Here is a 22,944-nt window from a genome sequence, read left to right as displayed (position 1 = left end):
GGGTCTAGCCAGCGTGACACCTCATCAGGCTTCGCCGTGAGGAGCGGGGAGCCCGACGAATCCCTAAGGGGGACTCCATGCGCATCCGCCCTGCCGTCGCTGTCGTATCCCTTGCGACCGCCCTTTCCGCATCGGTGATTCCGGCAGCAGCCCAAGCGGCGGGTCGCACCGCGGCCGCGTCCAGTGACACGACGTTCTCGAACGTCGTCGTCAACGGCGGTAAGGACATCGTGCTCGGCCTGACCACCAGAAAGACCGTCACCATTACGTGGACGGCCACGGACCCGGACGGTGTTGCCGCGTCCTGGGCCTATCTGTGGCACGGCCCCAACACCGATGACGCCGACGGGATCCTGCCGACCTACCCGCCCGCGGGCACGTGCACCGTGTCGCCCACCGAACACACCACTTCCACCTGCAAGATGAGCTTCGGTGTGGACGCCGCGCGGGACTTCGACCACAACGGGCTGGCCGGCACCTGGAATGTGCTCGCCGAAGCGCAGGACGCCAACGACGACTGGACAGCCGTCGACGTCGCGGGCACGGCACAGTTCAAGCGGTACGCCAAGGTGACGGTCAACGCCTCGCCCGAGCCGGTGAAGAGGGGCAGGACCATCACGGTCACCGGCAAGCTGACCCGCGCCAACTGGGAGAGCGGCACCTACACCGGCTACCAGGGCCGGTCGGTCCAGCTGCAGTTCCGCAAGAAGGGCAGCACCACCTACACCACCCTGAAGACCATCACCACTGGCAGCAACGGCACTCTGCAGACCACCACCAAGGCCACAACCGACGGCTACTTCCGCTACCTCTTCACCGGCACCGCTACCACCGGCCCGTCCACGGCAGTCGGCGACTTCGTCGACGTCAGGTGATCGTGCCCGCCTGAGCGGGGCAGCACGCACTCTTCCCCGACTTGTCATGCGCACGTACCGTGTCCTCGGTCCGAAGTCAGGAAGCCAACGGACGGGGGAGAGGGCATGCCACCCAGACGCTTATCGAGACGCGCACGATCACTGCTCATCGGAGCGGTCCTGCTCGCACTGCCGGCGGTCACGGTCACACCGTCGTCGGCCGCCGACGCCGGCGAGGATCCAAGGACGCAGAAGACACCGGCCGCCCAGGAACATCGGGATCTGCCGTACCGGAACATCGACGTACGCGGTGACAAGCGCGTCCCGCCCACGGCCGGGCAGTTGCGCGCCGCACAGGAACTCGACGGCACGGCGATCCGCTGGAGCCGGTTCGGTACGCCGAAGCGGATCACTCCGCAGGGCCGCAACGCCCTCACGGGCACGAGTACCGCCGACCCGCGCACCCTCGCACTGGACCACATACGCGACCACGCGGACCTCTACGGCCTCTCCGCCGCAGAGTTGGACGCCCTCGAGGTCGTCAAGTCGTACCGCACAGAGCACAACGGCGTACGGCACGTCTTCATCGGCCAGAGGGACCGGGGTGTCCCCGTCCACGGCGCCCGCCTCTCGGTCGCCGTCGACAAGGCCGGCCGTATCCTCACCGTCACCGGCAGCCTCGTCCCGGAGGCCCGTGCCACCGGGACGGTCGCCCTCGACAAGGGTGACGCGCTGGACCGGGCCGCGGCCTCCGTCGGCACCGCCACCCCGCCCGGTACCGCCACCGCCACGCGGGTCACCTTCCCGCTGGCCGACGGCACCGCCCGACCGGCCTGGCGGACCACACTCACCGCCGACAACAAGCACCTGTACGACACCGTCGTCGACGCCGGGAACGGCACCGTCCTCCTGCGCACCGACCTGACCAGCAACGAAGGCCCTGAGGGCCGTGTCTTCACCGGTCAGAACCCGACCCTCGGCAGCGCGACGATCGTCCCCTTCAGCGGCCTGGGCCGTTCCTGGGTCACCGGCCGGGTCACCACCGGCAACAACGCCGAGGTCTCCCAGGACCTCGACGGCGACGGGACGCTCGGCTACCAGCCCCAGACACCGGCCGCCGGAGACCCGGCGTACCAGCACTTCAACTACACATTCACGGACGCCTTCCGCACCAGCGGCGGCACCGACCTCACCACCGACCGGGACGCGGTCGTCACCCAGGCCTTCTACTACACCAACCGCATGCACGACCACCTCTACGGACTCGGCTTCGACGAGGCGTCGGGCAACTTCCAGGAGGACAACCTCGGCAACGGTGGCGCCGGCGGCGACCGCGTCCAGGTGTACGTCGACTTCGACGCCAGTGGGAGCTCTGCCTGCAACGCCAACTTCGGCACCCCCGCCGACGGCCAGAACGCGACCATGCGCCTCTTCGTCGGACGTACCTCCTGCGGCAACCACAACATGCACCGGGCCATGAACGGCGACACCATCGCCCATGAGTACAGCCACGGCCTGTCCCACCGGCTCGTCGGCGGCGGCGACATGGGCGACGGCGAGCAGACCGGCGCGCTCGGCGAGGGCTGGAGCGACGCGGTGGCGACGTCGATGTGGAACGACCCGGTGTACGGCGAGTACAACAACGGCTCGGCCACCGGCGTACGCAGCGTCGCGTACAACGACAGCGACCTCACCTACGCGGACCTCTGCTCCGGCGGCTGCCAAGTGCACTCCGACGGCGAGATCTGGGCCACGGCCATGTGGGACATGCGCACCGCCCTCGTCGGCGCGCACGGATACGCCACCGGAAAGCAGCGGCACGAGCAGCTGATGGTCGACGGCATGAAGCTCACGCCGTCCTCACCCGACTTCCTCGACGCCCGCGACGGTATCCTCGCCGCCGACCGAGCCAATTACGGCGGCGCCAACCAGTGCCTGCTGTGGGGCGTTTTCGCCGGCCGGGGCATGGGCGCGAGTGCCACCTCCCCGAGCCAGGACCAGGCCAATCCGGCGACCGACTACCCCGCGAGCTGCCGGCCCACCGCCGACGCGGGCGGGCCGTACGCCACCGAGGAGGGCGCCGACGTAAGGCTCGACGCGAGCGGCTCCACCGTCCCCGGTGGCGGCGGCAGTTACAGCTGGGACTTCGACGGCGACGGCGCCTACGACGACGCGACCGGCGTCAGCCCGCTCTTCGACCGGGTCGGCCAGGACGGCACGTACACCGTCGGCCTGCGCGTCGGCAACGCCGCCGGGGCCGACACCGACACGGCGACCGTGTCCGTCACCAACGTGGCGCCCACGGTGACCTTCACCGTCCAGGGCCCGCGTGAGGAGGGCGGCAAGCTCACCGTCGCCGGCACGATCACCGACCCGGGCTGGCTCGACCCGCTCACCGCCACCATCGACCCCGGCGACGGCAAACCCGTCGCCCTGCCCGGACAGCTGGAGAACAGCCGCCCCGACGCCACCCTCACCTTCAGCCGTGAGCTCGTCTTCGGCGACAACGGCACCTTCACCGTGAAGGTCTGCGGCAGCGACGACGACACCACCACCTGCCGCGAGGCCGAGATCACCGTCGCCAACGTCGACCCGACCGCCGCCATCGACAAAACCGGTGCCGTGCAGCTCGCGGGCGGGCGGACACTCGTCGTCCACGCGGGCGAGGAGAAGCGGTACACCGCCAGGGTCACCGACCCCGGCAGCGATGACGAGACCATGAGCTGGGCGTGGGGCGACGGCACACCGGCCGCCACGACCACCTCGCTCGTCAACCCGCCGGACCCCGACCCCGCCCGAAGCCCCAGCGTCCAGCCGCGCGACCTGACGGACACCCGGGCCCACACCTACGCCAAGCCCTGCCTGTACGACCTGTCCTTCACGGCACGCGACGACGACGGCGGTACGGGGACCGACGGGATGCCCGTCATCGTCCAGGGCAATGCCCCGCTGTCGCTGCTCGCCGACGTCTGGTACGTCAAATACCTGACCGGTGACCTCACCGGGCTCGGCAAGAAGACGCTGGACTGCTATCTGAAGATCGTCCAGCACTCGAGCGCGGTGTTCTCCGAGAAGGTCGACGTGTCCACCCAGGACAAGGCCGCGGACGTCCTCTTCCTCAACCTGCTCCTGGATCCGAAGCGTTCCCTCGACCGCCAACTGCTCGCCGCCTGGCTCAACTTCGCCAACGGCGCCTTCGAGCCGAATGAACTCGTCGACACCGACAGCGACCTGAAGGCGGACACCCCCTTCCTGGAGGCCGTCCAGAACGCCGAGAAGGTACGCCTCGACCCCAACGCCACCAGTCAGCAGCTCAACGCCCAGGCAGCCATCCTCACCTGCATCAACATCCCGCTCGTATGACACGGATGACGCTTCTGCCGCGCGCCGCCGCCACCCTGCTCCTCGGGGTGGCGGCGGCCGCCTGCACCGACAACTCCCCACCGCACAGCTCCCCCGCGCCCACCCATACCGCCACTTCCCGTCCCACTCCCACTCCCACCCCCGCGGCGACGACCGGCACCCCCGTGCCGACCGCCCCGGCCGTCCTCACCCAGGACGACACGGGCCGCACCGTCACCCTCTCACTGGGCGACACCACCCAGCTGCGTCTCTCCGGCCGTTGGCGAGAGACCACCCCCACCGTCGACGGCACGGCGATCGTCCTCGTACCGGTCGACTACGAGACCGATCCGGGCTTCCGCGCCTGGGACATCCGCGCTGCGGCACCGGGCGAGGCGGTACTGGACACCACCGGACGGCCGGGCCTGCGGCCGCTGCGGATCACTTTTCGGATTCGGTGAGTACCCAGCCGACAGCCGGCCGCTGTCCGCGCTGCTCGTAGCGCCGCCACTTGTGGCCGCCGTCGCGAGAGATCCACAGCCCTTCGCCCTTCACCAGGTCGTACGTCGCCGTCGTCGTGTCCGCGATGCCGTAGAGCGTCGTGCCGTCGACGGTGAACGACGTGAATCTCGCCGGCGTCTTGAGCTCGTGGAAGGCGCTGTTGGTGCGGTCGTCGGCGAGCCAGTAGCGGCCGCCTTCCTCGCCGACGAGGAGCCGCCCGTCCGCAAGCAGCTCCAGGACCAGTGACTCCGGGCCACGCTTCAGGTCCTTCCAGGGGATGCCGCCGCCGAGGGCCGTCCGCCAGTGCCCGCCGCCGTCCGTCGTCACCAACAGGCCGCGCACGCCCTCGCCCCGGATGAGGGACAACGCCGCGGTGCCACCCTGCGCCGCGAGGATGCCTCCCGCGTACGGCTTCGGGACGACCGTGGAGCCAAGGGGGCGGCCGTCGCGCTGCCGTACGACGCGGTCGGGGTCTTCGGTCAGCGGCTGGGTCAGGCTCCAGGCTGTGCCCCGCTCGTCGACGGCGAGGCTGATGGCGTCGTCCGGCACGCCGGCCGGGGGCGCCGCGGTGCGCGTGGCGGGGCGGTAGATGAGGGCCGGCTCCACTTCGGCGAGCAGGATGTCGCCGGGACGGGTGGGCAGCGGGGTCTGGGTGACGGTGACCTTGTGGCGCTTGCCGCGTGTGTCGAGGGCGTACACCCCCTCGGCCCCCTCTCCCGGCGGCACACGCACGAAGCCCCCGCGCACCCCCTTGAACTTGGCCGGCGCCGCCTCCGCGTCCGTGTGTTCCGCGTGCTCGGCGACCGTACGGCCGTCGGGGTCCACGATGCGCCAGGCGAAGGCGGCCGGCCCCTCGTCGTCCTCGACATTGCCTGCGTCGTACGTCAGGAGCAGCGAGCCGTCGTCCGAGCGGACCACGCCGGCAGGTGCGCCGGCCGCCTCGATGACGTCGGCGGGGCGGGGGTGAGGGTCTTCGATGACGCGCTTGTACTTCGCCTCGCGGTCCCCGGAGTCCCCGTCGTCGGATGCGTCCGGGCTGCAGGCGGTCAGCGCCAGCGCCGCACTCGCCGCCGCCACGAGCCCGAACGTCCGCCTGCCGCGTTTCCTCAGCCACGCCATCGACACATCCTCACATGAGGCGGCGGCCCCCTCGGTGGGAGGCAAGTGACCTCGTGTCACCGACGGTTGACCCAGTCTGACCGGCGGCTCGGATTCTGGTCACCTTTGGTTGGGCGATGTCAGGTTGTCCACCAGCGTGGACAAGGCCGACCTCGGGTCGGACACGCTGTCCCCGCTGCTTGTCGGCGGCCAGGTCCGGCTCGAGTCTGTGGATTCTGAGCCTGACGTGTCGTTGACACCCTGGAAGATGCCGAAGTCAAGGGGCCCGTCGTCTGCTGAGGCGGGGATGGCGGACGTGAGGACAGCCGCAGCGGCAAGGGCGGCGGCAGCGATGATCTTCATGACTGGCTCCACGATGGTGTTCCACGGCATGGGAAAGTCCCCCGCCCCGCACCGCGAGCATCACGGTGGGGGGCAGGGAATGAAACAGCGGCCCAGCGGTCAGTGGCCGATGGCCCGGTCGAACCCGGAGGCGTCCTGATCGAAGCCAGATGCGTCCTGGTCCATGCCGGACGCTCCCTGACCGAGGCCGGATGCTCCCTGACCGAGGCCGGACGCGTCCTGGCCGAAGTCGGACGGGCCTTGGTCGGAGCCAGATGCGCCCTGGCCGAAATCGGATGTGGCCGGGGAGTTGCTGCCGACTCCGGCGTTACTCATGTCGTCGCTGTCGTAGGCAAGGGCCTGGCCCGCGCCTCCGAGCAGAATGGTCCCGGCGAGAACGGTGGCGGCCAACAGGGTGGGTGCACGCACGAGCGTCTCCTTCGGTAGGTGTGTGCTCGCCAGAGGTATGCCGCCGGCCCACATGCGAGATGCGCTGACGTGCACACAGGCACCCGAATAGGCGGCGCACATGGCGGTATCCGCACCGACGGCGTCGGCGTCCCCGGCCAGGCGAATGACCTGCTCGACCACCCAACCGCGCCGGGCAGCAGGGAAGTTGAGCAGGTGGCGCTTGATGCGGGCGAAAAGACGGGGTTCGTCAGCAGTGCCGGATTCCTCAGTCCGGCAGTCCTCGAACGAACCCCGAGACCAGTGTCGCCACCGCTTCCGGAGTCTCCATGGTCATGAGGTGGGTGGCGTCGATCCGGTTGACGCTGATCGTCGGCCGGGTGCGGGAGAGCGCGGCCAGCTCCTCGGAGACGCCTCGTGCGAACCGGGCGTTGAATTCGTCGAACCATTCCAAGCCAGGCACGGTCGGCAGCCGCCGGCCGGCCTGTACCAGCAGCAGCGGGCAGTCGACCCCGTCCAGCCAGGTGGCGACACCGGGCGCACCGAGCCTGTGGAGTTCGTCGAGGATCCCGAGCGTCGCGGCCCGTTCCGGCAGTGTCTGCCACTTGCCGTCGGGCAACGGGTGTGCGGCTGCGCGGGCAGCGGCCTCCGCGTGGTCGGCGGGAATCCCGAAGCGGGCGGACTTGGTGACCTGCTCCTCGAGGTACTCGGGTGGCGCGATGGCCCCGGCCGACGCCAGCAGCCCCGCACTCACCCGTTCGGCGTCGGGGTACTCGCGTCCCCACCAGAAGCCGTCGAGATTCACGGCGGCGCGGGCACGGGCTTGGTCCGGGTTCGCCCTGGCGTACTCGACCGCGACCAGTCCGCCGAGGGAATGGCCCACCACTACGGCTTCCGGCACGCCGTGCGCGTCGAGCGTGTCGGCGATGTGCCGCACCACGGTGGGGATGGTCCAGGGGGAGATGCCGGGAGAGCGGCCGTGTCCGGGAAGGTCGACGGCGAGGACGCGGTGCCCGGCGGTGAGCAGGGCGGCCGAGGCGGCCCAGTCGGTGAGCGACCGTCCGTAGCCGTGCAGGAGAACGAGTTGCGGGCCATCGCCCCCATAGTCATGAGCATGTAGGAGTGTCATATGGGCTTCACTGTAGGGGGCACGCAGCAAGTCGGCTGTCCAAGCGCCCAAGATCTCAGAAACGGGGTCCGTGCGACCGTCTCCGGCCGCACGGACCCCGATGAGCACTCAACTCCCGTGGTCAGGCGCTCTGTTGCAGTCTGCGGAGCGACGCCACGAGTTGATCCACCTCCTCGGACGTGTTGTAGAGCGCGAGGGACGCGCGCGCTGCCGAGTTCAACCCGTAGTGGGCGAGGGCTGGTTGGGCGCAGTGGTGACCGGCGCGGACGGCGATTCCGTCGCGGTCGAGCCAGTCGGCGACCGTGGCCGGGTCCTGTCCCGCGAGCGTGAAGGTGAGCACCGCGATCCGGTCGGCCGCCGATCCGATCAGCTCGAGTCCGGGCACCGTGGCAAGGGCTTGGAGCGCATACGACATGAGACCTTCCTCGTATGCGGCGACGGCCTCACGGTCGAGGGACGTCAGCCAGTTCACGGCGGCGAGCAGTCCCATGACTCCGGAGATGTGTCCGGTGCCGGCCTCCATCTTGTGCGGGGCGGCCGCGAACGTGGTGTTCCCGAAGGCCACGGACTCGATCATGTTGCCGCCGCCCTGCCACGGCGCCATGTCGGCGAGGAGTTCCGGCTTCGCGTACAGGACACCGATGCCGGTCGGCGCGAACAGCTTGTGACCGGAGAACGCGTAGAAGTCCGCGTCCAAGTCCTGTACGTCGACCGGGAAATGAGCGACGGCCTGAGCACCGTCCACCAGGACCTTGGCGCCGTAGCGGTGGGCGAGCGCCGTCATCTCCTTGACGGGCGGAACGGTTCCCAGGACGTTCGACGCGTGGCTGATCGCGACGAGCTGGGTGCGCGAGGACAGCAGATCGGCGTACGCGTTCTGGTCGATCTCCCCGTCCGGTGTGAGCGGGACCGGCACGAGCCGGGCCCGGGTCTCCTTGGCGATCATCTGCCACGGCACGATGTCCGAGTGGTGCTCGAGGACCGGCACGAGGATGTCGTCCCCGGGCCCGAGGTTGGCCCGGCCCCAGGTCTGCGCGACGAGGTTGACCGCTTCCGTGGTGCCGCGCACGAAGACGACGCCGTCCGGGCTCGGGGCGCCGAGGAAGTCGGCGACGGCCGCCCGGCCCGCCTCGTAAGCCTCGGTGGCCTCGCGCGCCATGGTGTGGGCCCCGCGGTGGATGTTGGAGTTGGTGGCGCCGTAGTAGGCGACGAGCGCCTCGATGACCTGGCGCGGCTTCTGGGTGGTGGCCGCGTTGTCGAGCCAGATGAGGGGGTGGCCGTTGACGGTCCGGTGCAGGACAGGGAAGTCCTGCCGTACCAACTCGGCGGTGAATCCCGTCAGTTGGTCCGGTTGGCCCGGTTGGCCCGGTGGGCGCCGAAGCGCTGGGGGACCAGTGGGCGGCATGGCCGACGGCGGCGCGGGCGGGGTGAGACCGGGGACGGCCGGGGGTGCCCCGGGCCATGGAGTCGCCGTACCTGGAAGAGCCGTACCGGACTCGGCGACAGCCCTCTGTTCCACTGATGTCGGCGTCAGCCACGCCATGACGTCAGGCGTAGTCATGGTACTTGGACACCTCGACGTTCTGGAGTACGGCGATGGCGTCGTCGACCAGCACGGCGGTGTTGAAGTAGGCCGTCATCAGGTAGGACGTGATGCCCTTCTGGTCCATGCCCATGTTCCGCATGGACAGGCCGGGTTCGACCTCGTCGGGCACGGCCGCGGGGCGCAGTCCCACCACGCCCTGCTCGGCCTCGCCAACCCGTATCAGCAGGATCTCGGTGGTGCCGGCGGCCTCGCCCGAGACGCCCGGGCAGGGCACCTTGTCGGACGGCAGCAGCGGCACACCCCGCCAGGTCAGCAGCGGACTGCCGAACCGGCTGTCCGTCACCGGGGGCACCCCCCGCCGCGTACACTCGCGCCCGAACGCGGCGATGGCCCGCGGGTGCGCGACGAAGTAGGCGGGCTGCTTCCACACCTTCGCGAGCAGCTCGTCGAGGTCGTCGGGGGTGGGAGCGCCGGTGCGCGCCTGCACGCGCTGAGCGGCCGGGACACTGTGGAAGAGCCCGAAGTCGGGGTGGTTGAGCATCAGGTTCTCCTGCCGCTCGCGCAGGGCCTGGACGGTCAGGTTGGCCTGGGTCCGCGTCTGGTCCATCGGCCCGTTGTAGAGGTCGGCGACACGGGAGTGCACCATCATCCGCGTCTGGGCGAGCGTCATGTGGTACTCGCGCGGCACGTCCTCGTAGTCGACGTAGGTGCTCGGCAGGTCGACCTCACCCACATGCCCGCCGCTCAGGTCGATGGGTGCCTCGCTGCCGGGTGCGGGCATGCCGCTCGCCGTGTACGACTCCACCGCCCCGTGCAGCGCCTCGTCGCGCTCCATGAGCCCGGCGAGGGCGGAACGCTCCGCGCGCAGGGCGACGCCGGGAGTGACGGCCTTGACGGCGTAGGGCATGGGCTCGCCCCTGGTCCACGCCTCCAGGTCGAAATACTGCCCGTCACCTATGACTTGGATCAGCGCCTCGTCGCCGTACCGCCCGGCGGCGCGCTTCTCGGCGCGGCCCCGGACGATCACCCACAGGTGCTCGGCGGTGTCGCCCTCCTGGACGAGCACTTGCCCGGCGTCGAAGCTCGTCTCGGTGAAGGCGTCGGCCAGTTGACCGAGGAGCGCGTCATCGCTCTCGCGCAGGTACGGGATCTCGCGTAAGTCGCCCGGAACCACACGCGGACTTCCCTCGTCGGTGTGCGTGCTGATGCGGTCGTCGCCGAGGACGTAGGTGCGGCGCCGGTTGACGCGGTAGACACCCGATTCGACGTCGACCCAAGGAAGGGCGCGCAGGAGATAACGCGGGGTGATCCCGCGCATCTGCGGTGTCGTCTTCGTGGTTGTCGCGAGTTGCCGGGCGGCCTCGGGGCTGAGGCTGAGGCGGTCGGTCGTCACAGGGGCCTCCTTGAGTGAACTGCTCCGGGAACGGACTTCTGTGCGAGCGAGCCCGATCGTGCAGCCGGCCACCGGGCCTCACAAGATGCGCAGGACACCGCTCGGCAGAGTCGGGGCCGAAAACGCTCTGCTCGGCGTGGGACGGGCGCGCCGCAGCGGGCACGTCGGCAGGCGGCGCCACCAAGGGCGCGGGCCGGCGGACGACGCCCCCGGCGCAGCGACGACGAGTTGCCCGACGTTCCGCCCATCGCCCATGGACGGCTTGATTCGGCCCCGTATCACTACTTTTGGCATCTTAAAGGAGCGCTTATGCGACCCCTCTCCGGGCCGTATTTACCTGAATCCCGAATCAAGCGTCGGGCCGTGTGCCGTCGCGTCCGGACCCGTCAGGCTGCGCTGCCCATGGCGTCGGCCGACAATGGGCGGTGGATCGCATGTCCGGCCGGCCCACGACGCCGCGGCGGTGTCGGCCCGAGAGGAACGTGCTCATGGGGGCTGAACCTTCGCCGGCCGCGCGGACGGATCTCGGCTCGCGGGCACCACGTGGCGGGCGCCTGCCGTGACCGGCGGGGCGGAGCGGGCGCGGATCCTGCATCGGTCGGTGCGGGTGACCCTCGCCGCGTCCGCGGGCTTCTACACCTTCGTCTATGGGCTCGAAGAACCGGTGCTGGCGCTGTACGCCCTGTTCGCGCCGATCTCCCTCGGCCTGCTGTCCCCGATCCCCGGGTCCGGGCGGCAGCGGGCCGAGGTGATGCTCAAGGCACTGCCTGTCGGCCTGCTGCTGGTCGCGCTGGGGACCGTACTGGCCGTGGACACCTGGGCAGCGGTGCTCGGCATGCTCGTCGTCGGCTTCCTGCTCGCCTTCGCGGCGATCGCGGGGCCGCGCCCGGCCGGGGCGGCGCCGGGACTCCAGCTCTTCTACATCCTGGCCTGCTTCCCGCCGTACGAACCCGAGACCCTCGGGCTACGGCTGGCGGGGCTCACCTTCGGCGTGGTGGTGCTGGCGCTGTGCGAGGTGTTTCTGCTGCCGCAGCCGCCGGACCCGACGTATCGGACGGCCCTCGCGGACGCTCTGGGGACGGCGGGCGCCGCCATCGCCGGGCGTACGGTCCTGTCTCCCGAGGCCCTGAGGGAGGCCGGTGCTCGGCTGCGGCTGTCCAACATCCCGCCCGCGGAACGCCCCGCGGGCCCGGGTCGCGCGGTTCGGGGTCTCTCCCAGGCGGGGGCCGCCGTCCGCCGACTGCTCGAACAACTGGCCCATCTGACCGAGACCGGGGAGTTTCGCGCGCTCGTCCGGGAGGGCGCCGAGGCCGGCGAACGGGACGGGGGCCGTACCGCCACGGCGCCCGGGGTGCCGCTGCTGCCACAGGTGGTGTCCCTGTGCGAGGAGACCGCCGCCGCCCTGCGCACGGGCCGGGCGGCACCCGGCCCGCAGCGGATGGACAAGGCTATCGACGACTTCCAGCAGATGCGCGTACGGCAGGTGACGGGGGCCGCCGACGACGTACCGACGGTGCCAGTGCCAGTGCCAGTGCCAGTGCCAGTGCCGGTGCCCGTGCTGCGGCGGCAGGCGGCGCTGCTGGCCGTCGCCGAGTCGGTGCGCATCCTGGAGATCTCCGTGCGGGTCGGCCTCGACGGACGGCGCACCCCGCCGATCGAGCCGCGGGAGCTCTTCTGGTACACGCAGGCCGCCACGCCCCGGCTGTGGGCGCGCCGGATCACCGGCAACATGACGATGCGTTCGGTGCAGTTCCAGAACGCCGTACGGATCGCCGTGGCCCTCGCCGCCGCACGGCTCGTCGCAGGTTCGCTCGACCTGACCCACGGCTTCTGGGTGCTGCTGGCCGTGCTGACGCTGAGCCGGACCACCGTGGGGGAGACCTGGACGGCCATCCGCCAGGCCGTCACCGGCAACCTGGTCGGCGCCGTGGCGGCGGGTGCCCTGCTCATCGGCCTCGGCCGGCACACCGGCGCCTACGCCGCGATCCTCGCCCCGGCCATGCTGATCGCCTTCGCACTCGGGCCGCTGCTCGGCATCGCCTGGGCGCAGGGCCTGTTCACGCTGGTGGTGGCCACCGCGTTCGCTCAGATCGCCCCGGCCTCCTGGCAACTGGCCGAGGCACGGATCGTGGACGTCGTCACCGGCAGCACCATCGGTCTGCTGTGCGCGATGCTCGCCTGGCCGGCCGGCGCGCGCAGAGAGGTGCGCAGAACCATGGCGGGGCTGCTGCAGGAGTGCGGCCCGCTGATCAAGGGCACCGTCGACACCCTGACCGCGGTGCCGGCGGGGTCGGTCCCGGCCCCGTCGACGCGCCCCGCCCTGCACCGGCTGCGCCTGGCCGAGTCCGCCTACGCCCAGTTCCGCAGCGAACCGGGGGTCGACGCGCCCGTCCGCGCCGACTGGCACGCCGTGCTGATCACGGCCAACCACATCGTGCTCGGCGCCCAGTGGCTGCCCCGTTTCGACCTGCCCACGGCCGAGCTGTCCACGACCGCCCCGTCCAGGGTTGCCCTGCCCCAGGACGCCGCCGACCGGGTACGGGCCGGCGCCCGCGCGCTCGCACAGACCACCGACCGGCTCGCCGCCCTGTGCGTCGGCCGGCCACCGCAGCCGCCCGAGACCGGGCCGACGCCCTCGGAGCCGACCGGGCCACCGCTGCCCGCGCTGGTCGACCTCGATGTGTGGCTGCGCAGCCTGGCCGCCCAGCTCACCTGTATCGAGGCCGGACTACCCGAGGCGGTCCGCCGGCCGGCGCGCGGTACGACGTCCGCCGGCACCGCGGGCTCCGTGCCCGGCCCCGGCGGACGCGGAAGCCGGGGCGCGCCGTGACCGGCCATAACCTCCGCTCCGAGCTGCGGCCCCCCTCCGCGCGCGGGTGGGTGTGGTGGCTGCCGCTGGCCGCGGTGCTCCTCGACGTGGCAGCCGAACTGATCGTCAGGGGCCGCGAACCGGTGAGCTTCATGCTCATCGCGGTACCGCCGCTGGCCGCCGCGACACGCGGCCCGCGCGGCACGGCACTGTCCGCGGTGGTGTGCCTGGCCCTCCAGATGTGGATGGCCGCCCGGCGCCCCGGTCACTTCGACGAGCAGCACCATGTCGCCGTCTACCTCGCCACCACTCTCATCGGCATCGCCGCCATCGCGCTGGCCCGGCAGCGGGAGCGGACCCGGCAGCATCTCGTCCGGGCCAACTCGGTCGCCGAGGCCGTGCAGCGCACCCTGCTGCGTCCGGTACCGCGCAGGCTCGGCCAGGTACGCGCCGCCGGGTTCTACGAGGCCGGGGAGGGCGGCACGCTCGTCGGCGGGGATCTGTACGACGTGTGCGAGACGCCGTTCGGGGTGCGGGCCATCATCGGCGACGTCCGCGGCAAAGGGCTGGACGCGGTCCAGACCGTCGCGGCGGTGCTGGGCAGCTTCCGGGTTTCGGCCCATGAGTGGCAGAGCCTGAGCAGGCTGGCCGAGCGGCTGGAACTCAGCATCGTCCGCAACAGCCCGGCCGGCGGCGACGCCGACGGCGACCCCGAGCTGTTCGTGACCGCGCTGGTGCTGGAGTTCCCGCCGGGCGGCGGCGAGGTGCGGATCGTCGACCGCGGTCACCCCTCGCCCGTGGTGGTCGGCCCCCAGGGCGCCCGACGACTGGTCACGGCACCCGGACTGCCCCTGGGGCTGGGCGCCCTGGCGCCGGACGGGGACGCGACGACGGTGCACGTGCTCAACGCCTCGGAGGTCCTCGTCCTCCACACGGACGGGGTGAGCGAGGCCCGCAACGCGGACGGCGTCTTCTACCCGGTCCTGGAGCGGCTCGATGAACGGTTCTCCGGCGAGCGCTCACCCGATCCGGAGACGGTCGTGTCGTTCGTACGGACCGACGCGGAACGCTGGTCGGCGCGGTCGGCCGAGTCCGACAACGACGACCGGGCGGTCCTGGCCCTCACCTTGGGGGCCGTGGCACGCCGGTGACCGGTCTTCGCCGTGGCCTCGACGCCGAAGAGTCAGGCACCTGACTCCGCTCCGGGCGCGGACAGCGGTTGCTCGGCCCAGATGGTCTTCCGGTTACGGCCGTAGCGTGTGCCCCACCGGTCGGCCAGCTGGGCCACCAGGAACAGGCCACGTCCGCCCTCGTCGGTGCCGCGGGCCTGGCGCAGGTGGGGGGAGGTGCTGCTGGTGTCGGAGACCTCGCAGATGAGATGGCCGTCCCTGATCAGCCGTAGCAGCACCGGGCCGCCGGCGTACCGGTAGGCGTTCGTGACCAGTTCGCTCACGATCAGCTCGGTGGTGAACGCGAACTCCTCCAGCCCCCACTCGGTCAGCCGGTCCCGCACCAGCGTCCGGGCCCGGCCGGCCGCGGTGGGCTCGGCCGACAGCTGCCAGGTGGCCACGTTCTCCGCCGCCAGCACCCGGGTCCGGCCCAGCAGCAGCGTGACGTCATCGGCGGGCCGGTCGGGCAGCATCGCGTCCTCCACCGCCTTGCAGGTGTGCTCCAGCGAGGGGAACGGACCGGCCAGTGTGGAGCGCAGCAGGCTCAGTCCCTGGTCGACGTCGCGGTCGTCGGCCAGCAGGAGACCGTCGCTGTACAGGGCGATCAGGCTGCCCTCGTCCAGTTCGAGCTCGGCCGTCTCGAACGGCAGCCCGCCCAGGCCGAGGGGTGGCCCGGCGGGGAGGTCGATCGGGCGTACCCGGCCGTCCGGGCCCAGCACGGTCGGTGGGGGGTGTCCCGCGCGGGCCATGGCGCAGTGCCGGGAGACCGGGTCGTAGATCGCGTACAGGCAGGTGGCACCCACGAGCTGGGGGGCGTTGGCATCGGCCTGCCGCTGTTCGGTGGCCAACTGGTCCACCAGGTCGTCGAGCCGGGCGAGGACCTCGTCCGGGGCCAGGTCGAGGTGCGCCAGCGTGTGCACGGCGGCGCGCAGCCGGCCCATGGTCGCCGAGGCGTGCATGCCGTGGCCGACGACGTCGCCGACGACCAGGGCGACGCGCAGTCCCGACAGCGGGATGACGTCGAACCAGTCGCCGCCGACACCGGTGGAGGCGTGCGCTGGCAGGTAGCGGTGGGCCGTCTCGACCGCCGGGTGCTCGGGCACCTCACTCGGCAGCAGGCTGCGCTGGAGGGCCTCGGCGGCGTTGTGCTGCTGGGTGTAGCGGCGGGCGTTGTCGATGCAGACCGCGGCCCTGGCGGCGAACTCCTCCGCCAGGGTGAGGTCGTCCTCCTCGAACGGCTCCGGCCGCTGCGAGCGCCACAGGCAGACCAGGCCGAGGACCACACCGCGCGCGGCCAGCGGCACCACCATCAGCGAGTGGACACCCAGCGCGAGCGCCTTCTCCGTGCGTTCCGGCTCGGCCTGGAACCATCCGCGGTTGCCCTCCACGAGGGGGTCCAGGACCGGACGCCGCTCGGCCAGGCAGCGGGCCGGCGCGGTGTCCTCGGGGAAGGAGAACAGATGACCCTCGGGATACATCACCGTCAGCGCCTCGGGCCGGATGCTGCGCACCGCCATCCTGCGCAGCGGGCCTTTGGCGTCGGGGGCCGGCTCCTCGCCCCGGGGCACGGGTTCCAGCAGATCCACCGAGAGGGCGTCGGCGAGCGCGGGAACCGCCGCCTCGGCCAGCTCGCGCGCGGTCCTGGCCACATCCAGGGTGCTCCCGATCCTGGCACCGGCCTCGTTGATCAGCGCGAGTCGCCGACGGGCCCGATGGCGGTCGGTGACGTCCTCGACGATCTCGGTGACGCCCAGCACCCTGCCGGAGGGGTCCTGCATCCGGAACGCGGACACGGAGACGATCAGCTCCTTCTGGGGGTCCCGCAGCAAACGGCAGGTCTGCTCGGCGAAGATCATCGGCTGGCCCGTCTCCAGAACCTGGCGGAGCCTGTCCTCGATCAGTTCCGCGTCCGGGCCGAGCAGGAAGTCGGAGGTGCGATGCCCGCCGTACGCCTCGGTCGGCAGTCCGCCGAACCGCGCGATGGCCCGGTTCACCCGCACCACGCGCAGGTCCGGGCCGAGCACCGCCACGCCCACCGGGGACCGGATGAAGAAGCCGTCCAGCACCGCCCGGTCGATCTCCCACTGGGCGATGTCCTCGGCCAGTGAGCCGACGAGGAGCCACTCGACGGTGGAGTCCAGTCGTTGCACCCGCCGGGCTCTGAAGCCCACGTACACACGGTGGCCCGCGCGATTGCGGACGGGCAGCAGCCCGAACCAACCGTGCTCCCGCACACACTCGGCGGTCGCCTCGGCGATCACGGCCGCGTCCGCGCTGTCGACGAGGACCTCGCGCACCGGCCGGCCCAGCACCTCGTCGGCCCGGTACCCGAGGAGCGCGGTGGCCTGTTCGCTCCATGCGACGACCAGTCCGCGGCCGTCCAGCACGGCCGACGCGGATCGGTGGACCGAGAACGGATCGTCCGGGCTCTCGCTGAGCGACGTAGGTGATGTGTTGTGCATCGCCCACCCATCTCGCGCCGTTCGCGGGGCCCGTGGTGCGGCGCCCCGGGCGCTCCTGCCGTTCCGCATGCCTGTCTTTGCAGTGGCTCACTCCAGTATCGGCCGTGTCGGCACGGAGTGCTTCGTCGTCGCGGCCGGGACGGTCGGTCGAGTGATGCTCGTGACGATCCGGGGTCCCGGTTCACCGCGGCAGTGCGCGGGCGAGGAGTACCGCCACGTCGTCGTCCGCCGCCTCGGGCATCACGTGGGCCAGGAGGTCGTCGCAGATCTCTTCCAGCGGATGCCGGGTGTGCCGCAGTGCTTGTGCCAGGCGGCGCATGCCCTGGTCGAGGTCCGTGCCGCGGGTCTCGATCAGACCGTCGGTGTAGGCCACCAGGAGGCTGTGCGGCGGCAGCAGCACCTGCTGGACCTCACGGTCCTGCCTGCCCACACCGAGCGGCGGGCCCGCGGGCCCGTCCAGGAAGGCGACCGCTCCTCGCTCGTCGGCGATCAGCGGCGGCGGGTGGCCCGCCCTGGCGATCAGGCAGTGGCCGGTGACCGGATCGTGAACGGCGTACAGGCAAGTGGCCATTTCGTTGTCGCCCAGGTCCGCCACGGCGGCGTCCAGGGAGCGCAGCACCTGGTCGGGCGCGGTGTCCCGGCGTGCCAGGGTCCGTACCGCCGTGCGCAGCTGGCCCATGACCGCGGCGGCGTGGATGCCGTGCCCCATCACGTCTCCGATCACCAGGGCGGTCCGGTCGTCCGACAGGGCGATGGCGTCGAACCAGTCGCCGCCGACCTCCTGGTCGCCGGCCGGCAGATAGCGCCCGGTGAGTTCCAGTCCAGTGACGGTGGGCAGGGAAGTGTTCATCAGGCTGCGCTGGAGCGTGAGTGCCGCGTCGCGTTCGCGGCTGTACATGCGGGCGTTGTCGATGTTCAGCGCGGCTCGGGCGACCAGCTCGTCGATCAGCAGCGTGTCCTGGTCGTCGAACGGCTCCCGCTCACGGGTCCGGGTCACCACCACCGCGCCGAGCGCCGTGCCCCGGGCCACCAGCGGGACCAGGCGCGCCGCGCCCACGCGCTCCCGCAGGTACTCGCGCAGCCGGTCGACACCGGGGGTGGTGATCAGCGGGCCGATGTCGCTCAGGTACAGGTTCATGGGACGCCCGGCGGTGATGATCTGCTCGTACACCGAGCCGGGCGGGACCTGAAGGGTCATACCGACCGCGAGGAGATCGGCCGGCGCCGCCGGATCGGTGAAGACCGCCGCAATACGGCGGACCACGCCGTGCGCGGATGCGGCGGTCTCGTCCGGGGCCACCGCCTCCTCCAGCAACTGGACGTCGGCGGAGTCGGCCAGCCGGGGCACCAGGACGCGGACCACCTCCTGAGCCGTCTGCGTCAGATCCAGGGTGGAACCCATCTGCGTACCCGCCTCCGCCAGCAGCGCCAGGCGCCTCCGTGCCCGCTCCGCCTCCAGGTGGGCCCGCTGCCCCGCCGTGACGTCGATCAGCGAGGCGATCACTCCCACCCGCTGGCCGGCCCCGCCGAGCAAGGGGGCGTAGGAGCAGGACCACGTCCGCTGCTGTTCCGGGTTCGCCGAGCCGGAGGTGTGGCGGAAGTCCACCACCGCCTCGCCCCGGTCGAGGGCCCGCCGCATCGCCGACTCCAGCGCGCGGGCGCCGGGGGCGACCTCGGTCACGGTTCTGCCCACGTGCTCCGCCACCGGGACGCCGTCCATCCTGGCCAGAGCCTCGTTGACCCGGAGGAAACGCAGGTCGGGGCCGAGCATGGCCAGGCCGATCGGGGACTGGGTGAAGAGCCCCTCCAGCGCGGCCAGCGCATCCCGCATCCGCTCCACGGCGGAGGTCTCCGCCGCGATGGCCAGCACACCCGCACGCCCCCGCGCATCCGCGATCGGACAGTGCCACATCTCCATGTCGACGAGGGTCCCGTCGCGATGCCGGACGGGCAGCCGTGCGACCACCGCAGCACCCGACTGCACCGCCCGGCCCAGCTGGTCGGCCAGCTCCACGTTCTCGTCGGGTACCAGTACGCGCCTGGCGTCCTGCCCCACCACCTGCTCCGCTGTGTGACCGAGCAGTTCCTGCGCGGCCAGCGACCACTGCACCAGGCGCCCGTCGGCGTCGACCACCCACAGGGCGAGCGGGAGCAGATCCTGGAACACCCCCGCGTGCCCCGCCGTGGACGTGCGTCGATCCGGCGTTTCACCGATCGCATCGGGGGCACGTGCACCGCGGTGACTCGCGCTGGTCATGGGGGCACCTCGCTCACATCGCCCTTGACCACAGGAGGCTCAAGGACAGCGTAGGCCGCGAGTGGCCCGGCTCACATGGCGTGAAAGAGGTACCGCCGACACCATGGGTGCTCCGTCACCGGCAGGCTGAAGGGATCAAGGATGTTCCGCAAGGTGCTGGTAGCCAACCGCGGCGAGATCGCGATTCGTGCGTTCCGCGCAGGCTACGAGCTGGGAGCGCGCACCGTCGCCGTCTTCCCGCACGAGGACCGCAACTCCCTGCACCGGCTGAAGGCCGACGAGGCGTACGAGATCGGCCAGCCGGGGCATCCGGTGCGGGCCTATCTCTCCGTGGAGGAGATCGTCCGTGCGGCGCGTCGCGCGGGAGCTGACGCCGTCTACCCGGGGTACGGATTCCTGTCCGAGAACCCCGATCTGGCCCGGGCGTGCGAAGAGGCCGGCATCACGTTCGTCGGACCGAGCGCGGAGATCCTGGAACTGACCGGGAACAAGGCGCGCGCGGTGGCGGCGGCCCGCGCGGCCGGCGTGCCGGTGCTGGGCTCCTCGGAGCCGTCCACCGACGTGGACGCCCTCGTCGCCGCCGCCGAGGACATCGGTTTTCCCATCTTCGTCAAGGCGGTCGCAGGCGGCGGAGGGCGCGGCATGCGCCGCGTCGAGGAGCCCGCCCAGCTGCGGGAGGCCATCGAGGCGGCATCCCGTGAGGCGGCGTCCGCGTTCGGCGATTCCACGGTCTTCCTGGAGAAGGCCGTCGTCGAGCCCCGCCACATCGAGGTGCAGATCCTCGCCGACGGGCAGGGCAACGTCATCCACCTGTTCGAGCGGGACTGTTCGGTGCAGCGTCGCCACCAGAAGGTGATCGAGCTGGCGCCCGCACCCAATCTCGACCCGGCGCTGCGCGAGCGGATCTGCGCCGACGCCGTGAGGTTCGCCCGCCAGATCGGCTATCGCAACGCCGGCACCGTGGAGTTCCTCCTCGACCGCGAAGGCAACCACGTCTTCATCGAGATGAACCCGCGCATCCAGGTCGAACACACGGTGACCGAAGAGGTCACGGACGTCGACCTGGTGCAGGCGCAGCTGCGCATCGCCGCCGGCGAGACACTGGCCGAACTCGGCCTCGCCCAGGAGACCGTCACCCTGCGCGGCGCCGCGCTGCAGTGCCGGATCACCACGGAGGACCCGGCCAACGGCTTCCGCCCGGACACCGGCCGGATCAGCGCCTACCGCTCACCGGGCGGCTCGGGCATCCGCCTGGACGGCGGCACCACCCACGCCGGTACGGAGATCAGCGCGCACTTCGACTCCATGCTGGTCAAGCTCACCTGCCGGGGCCGGGACTTCACCACCGCGGTGGGCCGAGCCCGGCGCGCCGTGGCCGAGTTCCGCATCCGCGGCGTGGCCACCAACATCCCCTTCCTGCAGGCCGTGCTGGACGACCCCGACTTCCGGGCCGGCCAGGTCACCACGTCGTTCATCGAGCAGCGCCCGCACCTGCTCACCGCCCGCCACTCCGCCGACCGCGGCACGAAGCTGCTCACCTACCTCGCCGACGTCACGGTCAACAAGCCGCACGGCGAACGGCCCGACCTGATCGACCCGTTGACCAAGCTGCCCGCGCTGCCGGCCGGCGAGCCACCGGCCGGATCCCGGCAGCGCCTCGCCGAACTCGGCCCCGAGGGCTTCGCCCGCTGGCTGCGCGCCTCACCGACCATCGGCGTCACCGACACCACGTTCCGCGACGCCCACCAGTCGCTGCTCGCCACCCGGGTGCGCACCAAGGACATGCTCGCCGTCGCCCCGGTGGTGGCGCGCACCCTGCCCCAGCTGCTCTCCCTGGAGTGCTGGGGCGGCGCGACCTACGACGTCGCCCTGCGCTTCCTCGCCGAGGACCCGTGGGAGCGCCTGGCCGCCCTCAGGGAAGCGGCACCGAACATCTGCCTCCAGATGCTCCTGCGGGGCCGCAACACCGTGGGCTACACGCCGTATCCCACCGAGGTGACCGACGCTTTCGTGCAGGAGGCGGCCGCCACCGGCATCGACATCTTCCGTATCTTCGACGCCCTCAACGACGTCGAGCAGATGCGGCCCGCCATCGAGGCCGTACGGGAGACGGGAACGGCCGTCGCGGAGGTGGCCCTGTGCTACACCTCCGACCTGTCCGACCCGTCCGAGCGCCTGTACACCCTGGACTACTACCTGCGGCTGGCCGAGCAGATCGTGAACGCGGGCGCCCATGTGCTGGCCGTCAAGGACATGGCCGGCCTGCTGCGGGCACCGGCCGCGGCAACTCTCGTTTCGGCCCTGCGCCGGGAGTTCGACCTGCCGGTCCACATCCACACCCACGACACCGCGGGCGGTCAGCTCGCCACCTACCTCGCCGCGATCCAGGCCGGCGCGGACGCGGTGGACGGGGCGGTGGCGTCCATGGCCGGTACGACCTCGCAGCCGTCGCTGTCCGCGATCGTGGCCGCGACCGACCACTCCGAGCGGCCCACCGGCCTGGACCTCCAGGCCGTCGGCGACCTGGAGCCGTACTGGGAGAGCGTCCGCAAGGTTTACGCCCCGTTCGAGGCGGGCCTGGCCTCGCCGACCGGCCGCGTCTACCACCACGAGATCCCCGGCGGGCAACTGTCCAACCTGCGCACCCAGGCGGTCGCGCTGGGCCTGGGCGACCGCTTCGAGGAGATCGAGGCGATGTACGCCGCCGCCGACCGGATGCTCGGCCGCCTGGTGAAGGTCACCCCTTCGTCGAAGGTGGTCGGCGACCTGGCGCTGCACCTCGTAGGCGCCGGCGTGTCCCCGAAGGACTTCGAGGCGGAGCCGGACAGGTTCGACATCCCCGACTCCGTCATCGGCTTCCTGCGCGGCGAGCTGGGCACCCCGCCCGGCGGCTGGCCCGAGCCGTTCCGCAGCAAGGCGTTGCAGGGCCGCGCCGAGGCCAAGCCGGTGCAGGAACTGAACGCCGACGACCGTGAAGGGCTCGCGAAGGACCGGCGGGCGACACTCAACCGGCTGCTGTTCCCGGCACCGACGCGCGAGTTCGACACGCACCGTGACACCTACGGCGACACCAGCGTGCTGGACAGCAAGGACTTCTTCTACGGGCTGCGCCCGGGCAAGGAGTACGCCGTCGACCTCGAGCGCGGCGTGCGGCTGCTGATCGAGCTGCAGGCCGTCGGCGACGCGGACGAGCGCGGCATGCGCACCGTGATGTCGTCCCTGAACGGCCAGTTGCGGCCGATCCAGGTCCGCGACAGGGCGGCCGCCTCGGACGTCCCGGTGACGGAGAAGGCCGACCGGGCCAACCCCGGGCATGTCGCGGCGCCGTTCGCCGGCGTGGTGACGCTCACGGTCGCCGAGGGCGACGAGGTGGCGGCCGGTGCCACGGTGGCCACCATCGAGGCGATGAAGATGGAAGCCTCGATCACCGCCGCGAAGTCGGGCAGGGTGACGCGGCTGGCCATCAACCGCATCCAGCAGGTCGAGGGCGGCGATCTCCTGGTCGAACTCGCCTGAGCCCGTTGTCTGTTGCGTGTTGCCCCGCGCAGGGGAGCCACCTGCGCGGGGCGCCCGTCTCGGCGCCGGATCCGCCGCGCTCGCGCCGGAGGCGTGCTCGGCCGGACAAGGGGCCGAC

13 protein-coding genes are annotated in these 22,944 nt (G+C 71.5%); 6 read left to right on the top strand and 7 right to left on the bottom strand.

All coding sequences use genetic code 11. From position 1 onward, the window contains the following. The first annotated feature begins 77 nt into the window (after nt 1-77). The 3 genes from EHO50_RS11930 (at nt 78) to EHO50_RS11920 (ending at nt 4,657) form a co-directional block, all read left to right on the top strand. Nucleotides 78-875 carry a hypothetical protein gene (locus EHO50_RS11930; RefSeq protein ID WP_128429874.1) on the top strand — a complete coding sequence of 266 codons (798 nt, stop codon included), beginning with the start codon at nt 78-80 and terminating at the stop codon, nt 873-875. A 105-nt stretch (nt 876-980) separates the two neighbouring features. Then, nucleotides 981-4,217 (top strand): M36 family metallopeptidase, encoded by a 3,237-nt coding sequence (locus EHO50_RS11925; protein ID WP_128429873.1) that lies wholly within the window; start codon nt 981-983, stop codon nt 4,215-4,217. A 5-nt stretch (nt 4,218-4,222) separates the two neighbouring features. Further along, nucleotides 4,223-4,657 (top strand): hypothetical protein, encoded by a 435-nt coding sequence (locus EHO50_RS11920; protein WP_128429872.1) that lies wholly within the window; start codon nt 4,223-4,225, stop codon nt 4,655-4,657. On the opposite strand, the gene EHO50_RS11915 is transcribed toward EHO50_RS11920, so the two are convergent. The 5 genes from EHO50_RS11915 to EHO50_RS11895 all read right to left on the bottom strand — a co-directional run bounded on the left by EHO50_RS11915 (nt 4,638) and on the right by EHO50_RS11895 (nt 10,613). Beyond that, the gene (locus tag EHO50_RS11915; RefSeq protein WP_128429871.1) at nt 4,638-5,816 is read right to left on the bottom strand and encodes a hypothetical protein; all 1,179 of its coding nucleotides are present in this window, start codon (nt 5,814-5,816) and stop codon (nt 4,638-4,640) included. The two genes, EHO50_RS11920 and EHO50_RS11915, sit on opposite strands and share 20 nt — an antisense overlap. A 441-nt stretch (nt 5,817-6,257) precedes the next feature. Beyond that, nucleotides 6,258-6,566, bottom strand: coding sequence for a hypothetical protein (locus tag EHO50_RS11910; RefSeq protein WP_128429870.1), 309 nt, complete (start codon nt 6,564-6,566; stop codon nt 6,258-6,260). Nucleotides 6,567-6,813: 247 nt separating this feature from the next. Next, a complete protein-coding gene (locus tag EHO50_RS11905; RefSeq protein WP_128429869.1) occupies nt 6,814-7,674 on the bottom strand; it encodes an alpha/beta fold hydrolase in 861 nt (286 codons plus the stop codon). Nucleotides 7,675-7,795: 121 nt separating this feature from the next. Beyond that, complete coding sequence (locus tag EHO50_RS11900; protein WP_128429868.1) at nt 7,796-9,235, bottom strand: cysteine desulfurase; 1,440 nt, start codon at nt 9,233-9,235, stop codon at nt 7,796-7,798. Next, the gene (locus tag EHO50_RS11895; protein WP_246101113.1) at nt 9,222-10,613 is read right to left on the bottom strand and encodes a family 2B encapsulin nanocompartment shell protein; all 1,392 of its coding nucleotides are present in this window, start codon (nt 10,611-10,613) and stop codon (nt 9,222-9,224) included. The genes EHO50_RS11900 and EHO50_RS11895 overlap by 14 nt, the downstream gene beginning before the upstream one ends. A 559-nt stretch (nt 10,614-11,172) precedes the next feature. Between EHO50_RS11895 and EHO50_RS11890 the strand changes: the two genes are divergently transcribed. Further along, nucleotides 11,173-13,443, top strand: a complete 2,271-nt coding sequence (locus EHO50_RS11890; protein WP_128429867.1) for an FUSC family protein — start codon at nt 11,173-11,175, stop codon at nt 13,441-13,443. Next, nucleotides 13,440-14,573 carry a PP2C family protein-serine/threonine phosphatase gene (locus EHO50_RS11885; RefSeq protein WP_128429866.1) on the top strand — a complete coding sequence of 378 codons (1,134 nt, stop codon included), beginning with the start codon at nt 13,440-13,442 and terminating at the stop codon, nt 14,571-14,573. Before EHO50_RS11890 ends, EHO50_RS11885 begins: the two co-directional genes overlap by 4 nt. Nucleotides 14,574-14,605: 32 nt before the next feature. Here the strand turns inward: EHO50_RS11885 and EHO50_RS11880 are convergent, their stop codons facing one another. Both EHO50_RS11880 and EHO50_RS11875 read right to left on the bottom strand, forming a co-directional pair. Continuing rightward, nucleotides 14,606-17,053, bottom strand: a complete 2,448-nt coding sequence (locus EHO50_RS11880; RefSeq protein ID WP_128429865.1) for a SpoIIE family protein phosphatase — start codon at nt 17,051-17,053, stop codon at nt 14,606-14,608. A 181-nt stretch (nt 17,054-17,234) separates the two neighbouring features. Continuing rightward, complete coding sequence (locus EHO50_RS11875) at nt 17,235-19,310, bottom strand: SpoIIE family protein phosphatase (protein WP_164904818.1); 2,076 nt, start codon at nt 19,308-19,310, stop codon at nt 17,235-17,237. Nucleotides 19,311-19,451: 141 nt separating this feature from the next. Here EHO50_RS11875 and EHO50_RS11870 point away from each other — a divergent pair, with 141 nt between their 5' ends. Further along, nucleotides 19,452-22,826, top strand: a complete 3,375-nt coding sequence (locus EHO50_RS11870; RefSeq protein ID WP_128429864.1) for a pyruvate carboxylase — start codon at nt 19,452-19,454, stop codon at nt 22,824-22,826. The last annotated feature ends 118 nt before the right edge of the window (nt 22,827-22,944 follow it).

Source organism: Streptomyces cyaneus (assembly GCF_004028635.1).
In the GTDB taxonomy this organism is placed as follows: Bacteria; Actinomycetota; Actinomycetes; order Streptomycetales; family Streptomycetaceae; genus Streptomyces; species Streptomyces cyaneus.
The sequence above is the reverse complement of the archived record's forward strand: the minus strand, read 5'-3'. Positions and strand labels throughout refer to the sequence as shown.

Excerpts from the sequence above, each read along its gene's own strand:
- EHO50_RS11930 (WP_128429874.1), top strand. The coding sequence starts at position 78 with ATGCGCATCCGCCCTGCCGTCGCTGTCGTATCCCTTGCGACCGCCCTT.
- EHO50_RS11925 (WP_128429873.1), top strand. The coding sequence starts at position 981 with ATGCCACCCAGACGCTTATCGAGACGCGCACGATCACTGCTCATCGGA.
- EHO50_RS11920 (WP_128429872.1), top strand. The coding sequence starts at position 4,223 with ATGACGCTTCTGCCGCGCGCCGCCGCCACCCTGCTCCTCGGGGTGGCG.
- EHO50_RS11915 (WP_128429871.1), bottom strand. The coding sequence starts at position 5,816 with ATGGCGTGGCTGAGGAAACGCGGCAGGCGGACGTTCGGGCTCGTGGCG.
- EHO50_RS11905 (WP_128429869.1), bottom strand. The coding sequence starts at position 7,674 with ATGACACTCCTACATGCTCATGACTATGGGGGCGATGGCCCGCAACTC.
- EHO50_RS11900 (WP_128429868.1), bottom strand. The coding sequence starts at position 9,235 with ATGACTACGCCTGACGTCATGGCGTGGCTGACGCCGACATCAGTGGAA.
- EHO50_RS11880 (WP_128429865.1), bottom strand. The coding sequence starts at position 17,053 with ATGCACAACACATCACCTACGTCGCTCAGCGAGAGCCCGGACGATCCG.
- EHO50_RS11875 (WP_164904818.1), bottom strand. The coding sequence starts at position 19,310 with ATGACCAGCGCGAGTCACCGCGGTGCACGTGCCCCCGATGCGATCGGT.
- EHO50_RS11870 (WP_128429864.1), top strand. The coding sequence starts at position 19,452 with ATGTTCCGCAAGGTGCTGGTAGCCAACCGCGGCGAGATCGCGATTCGT.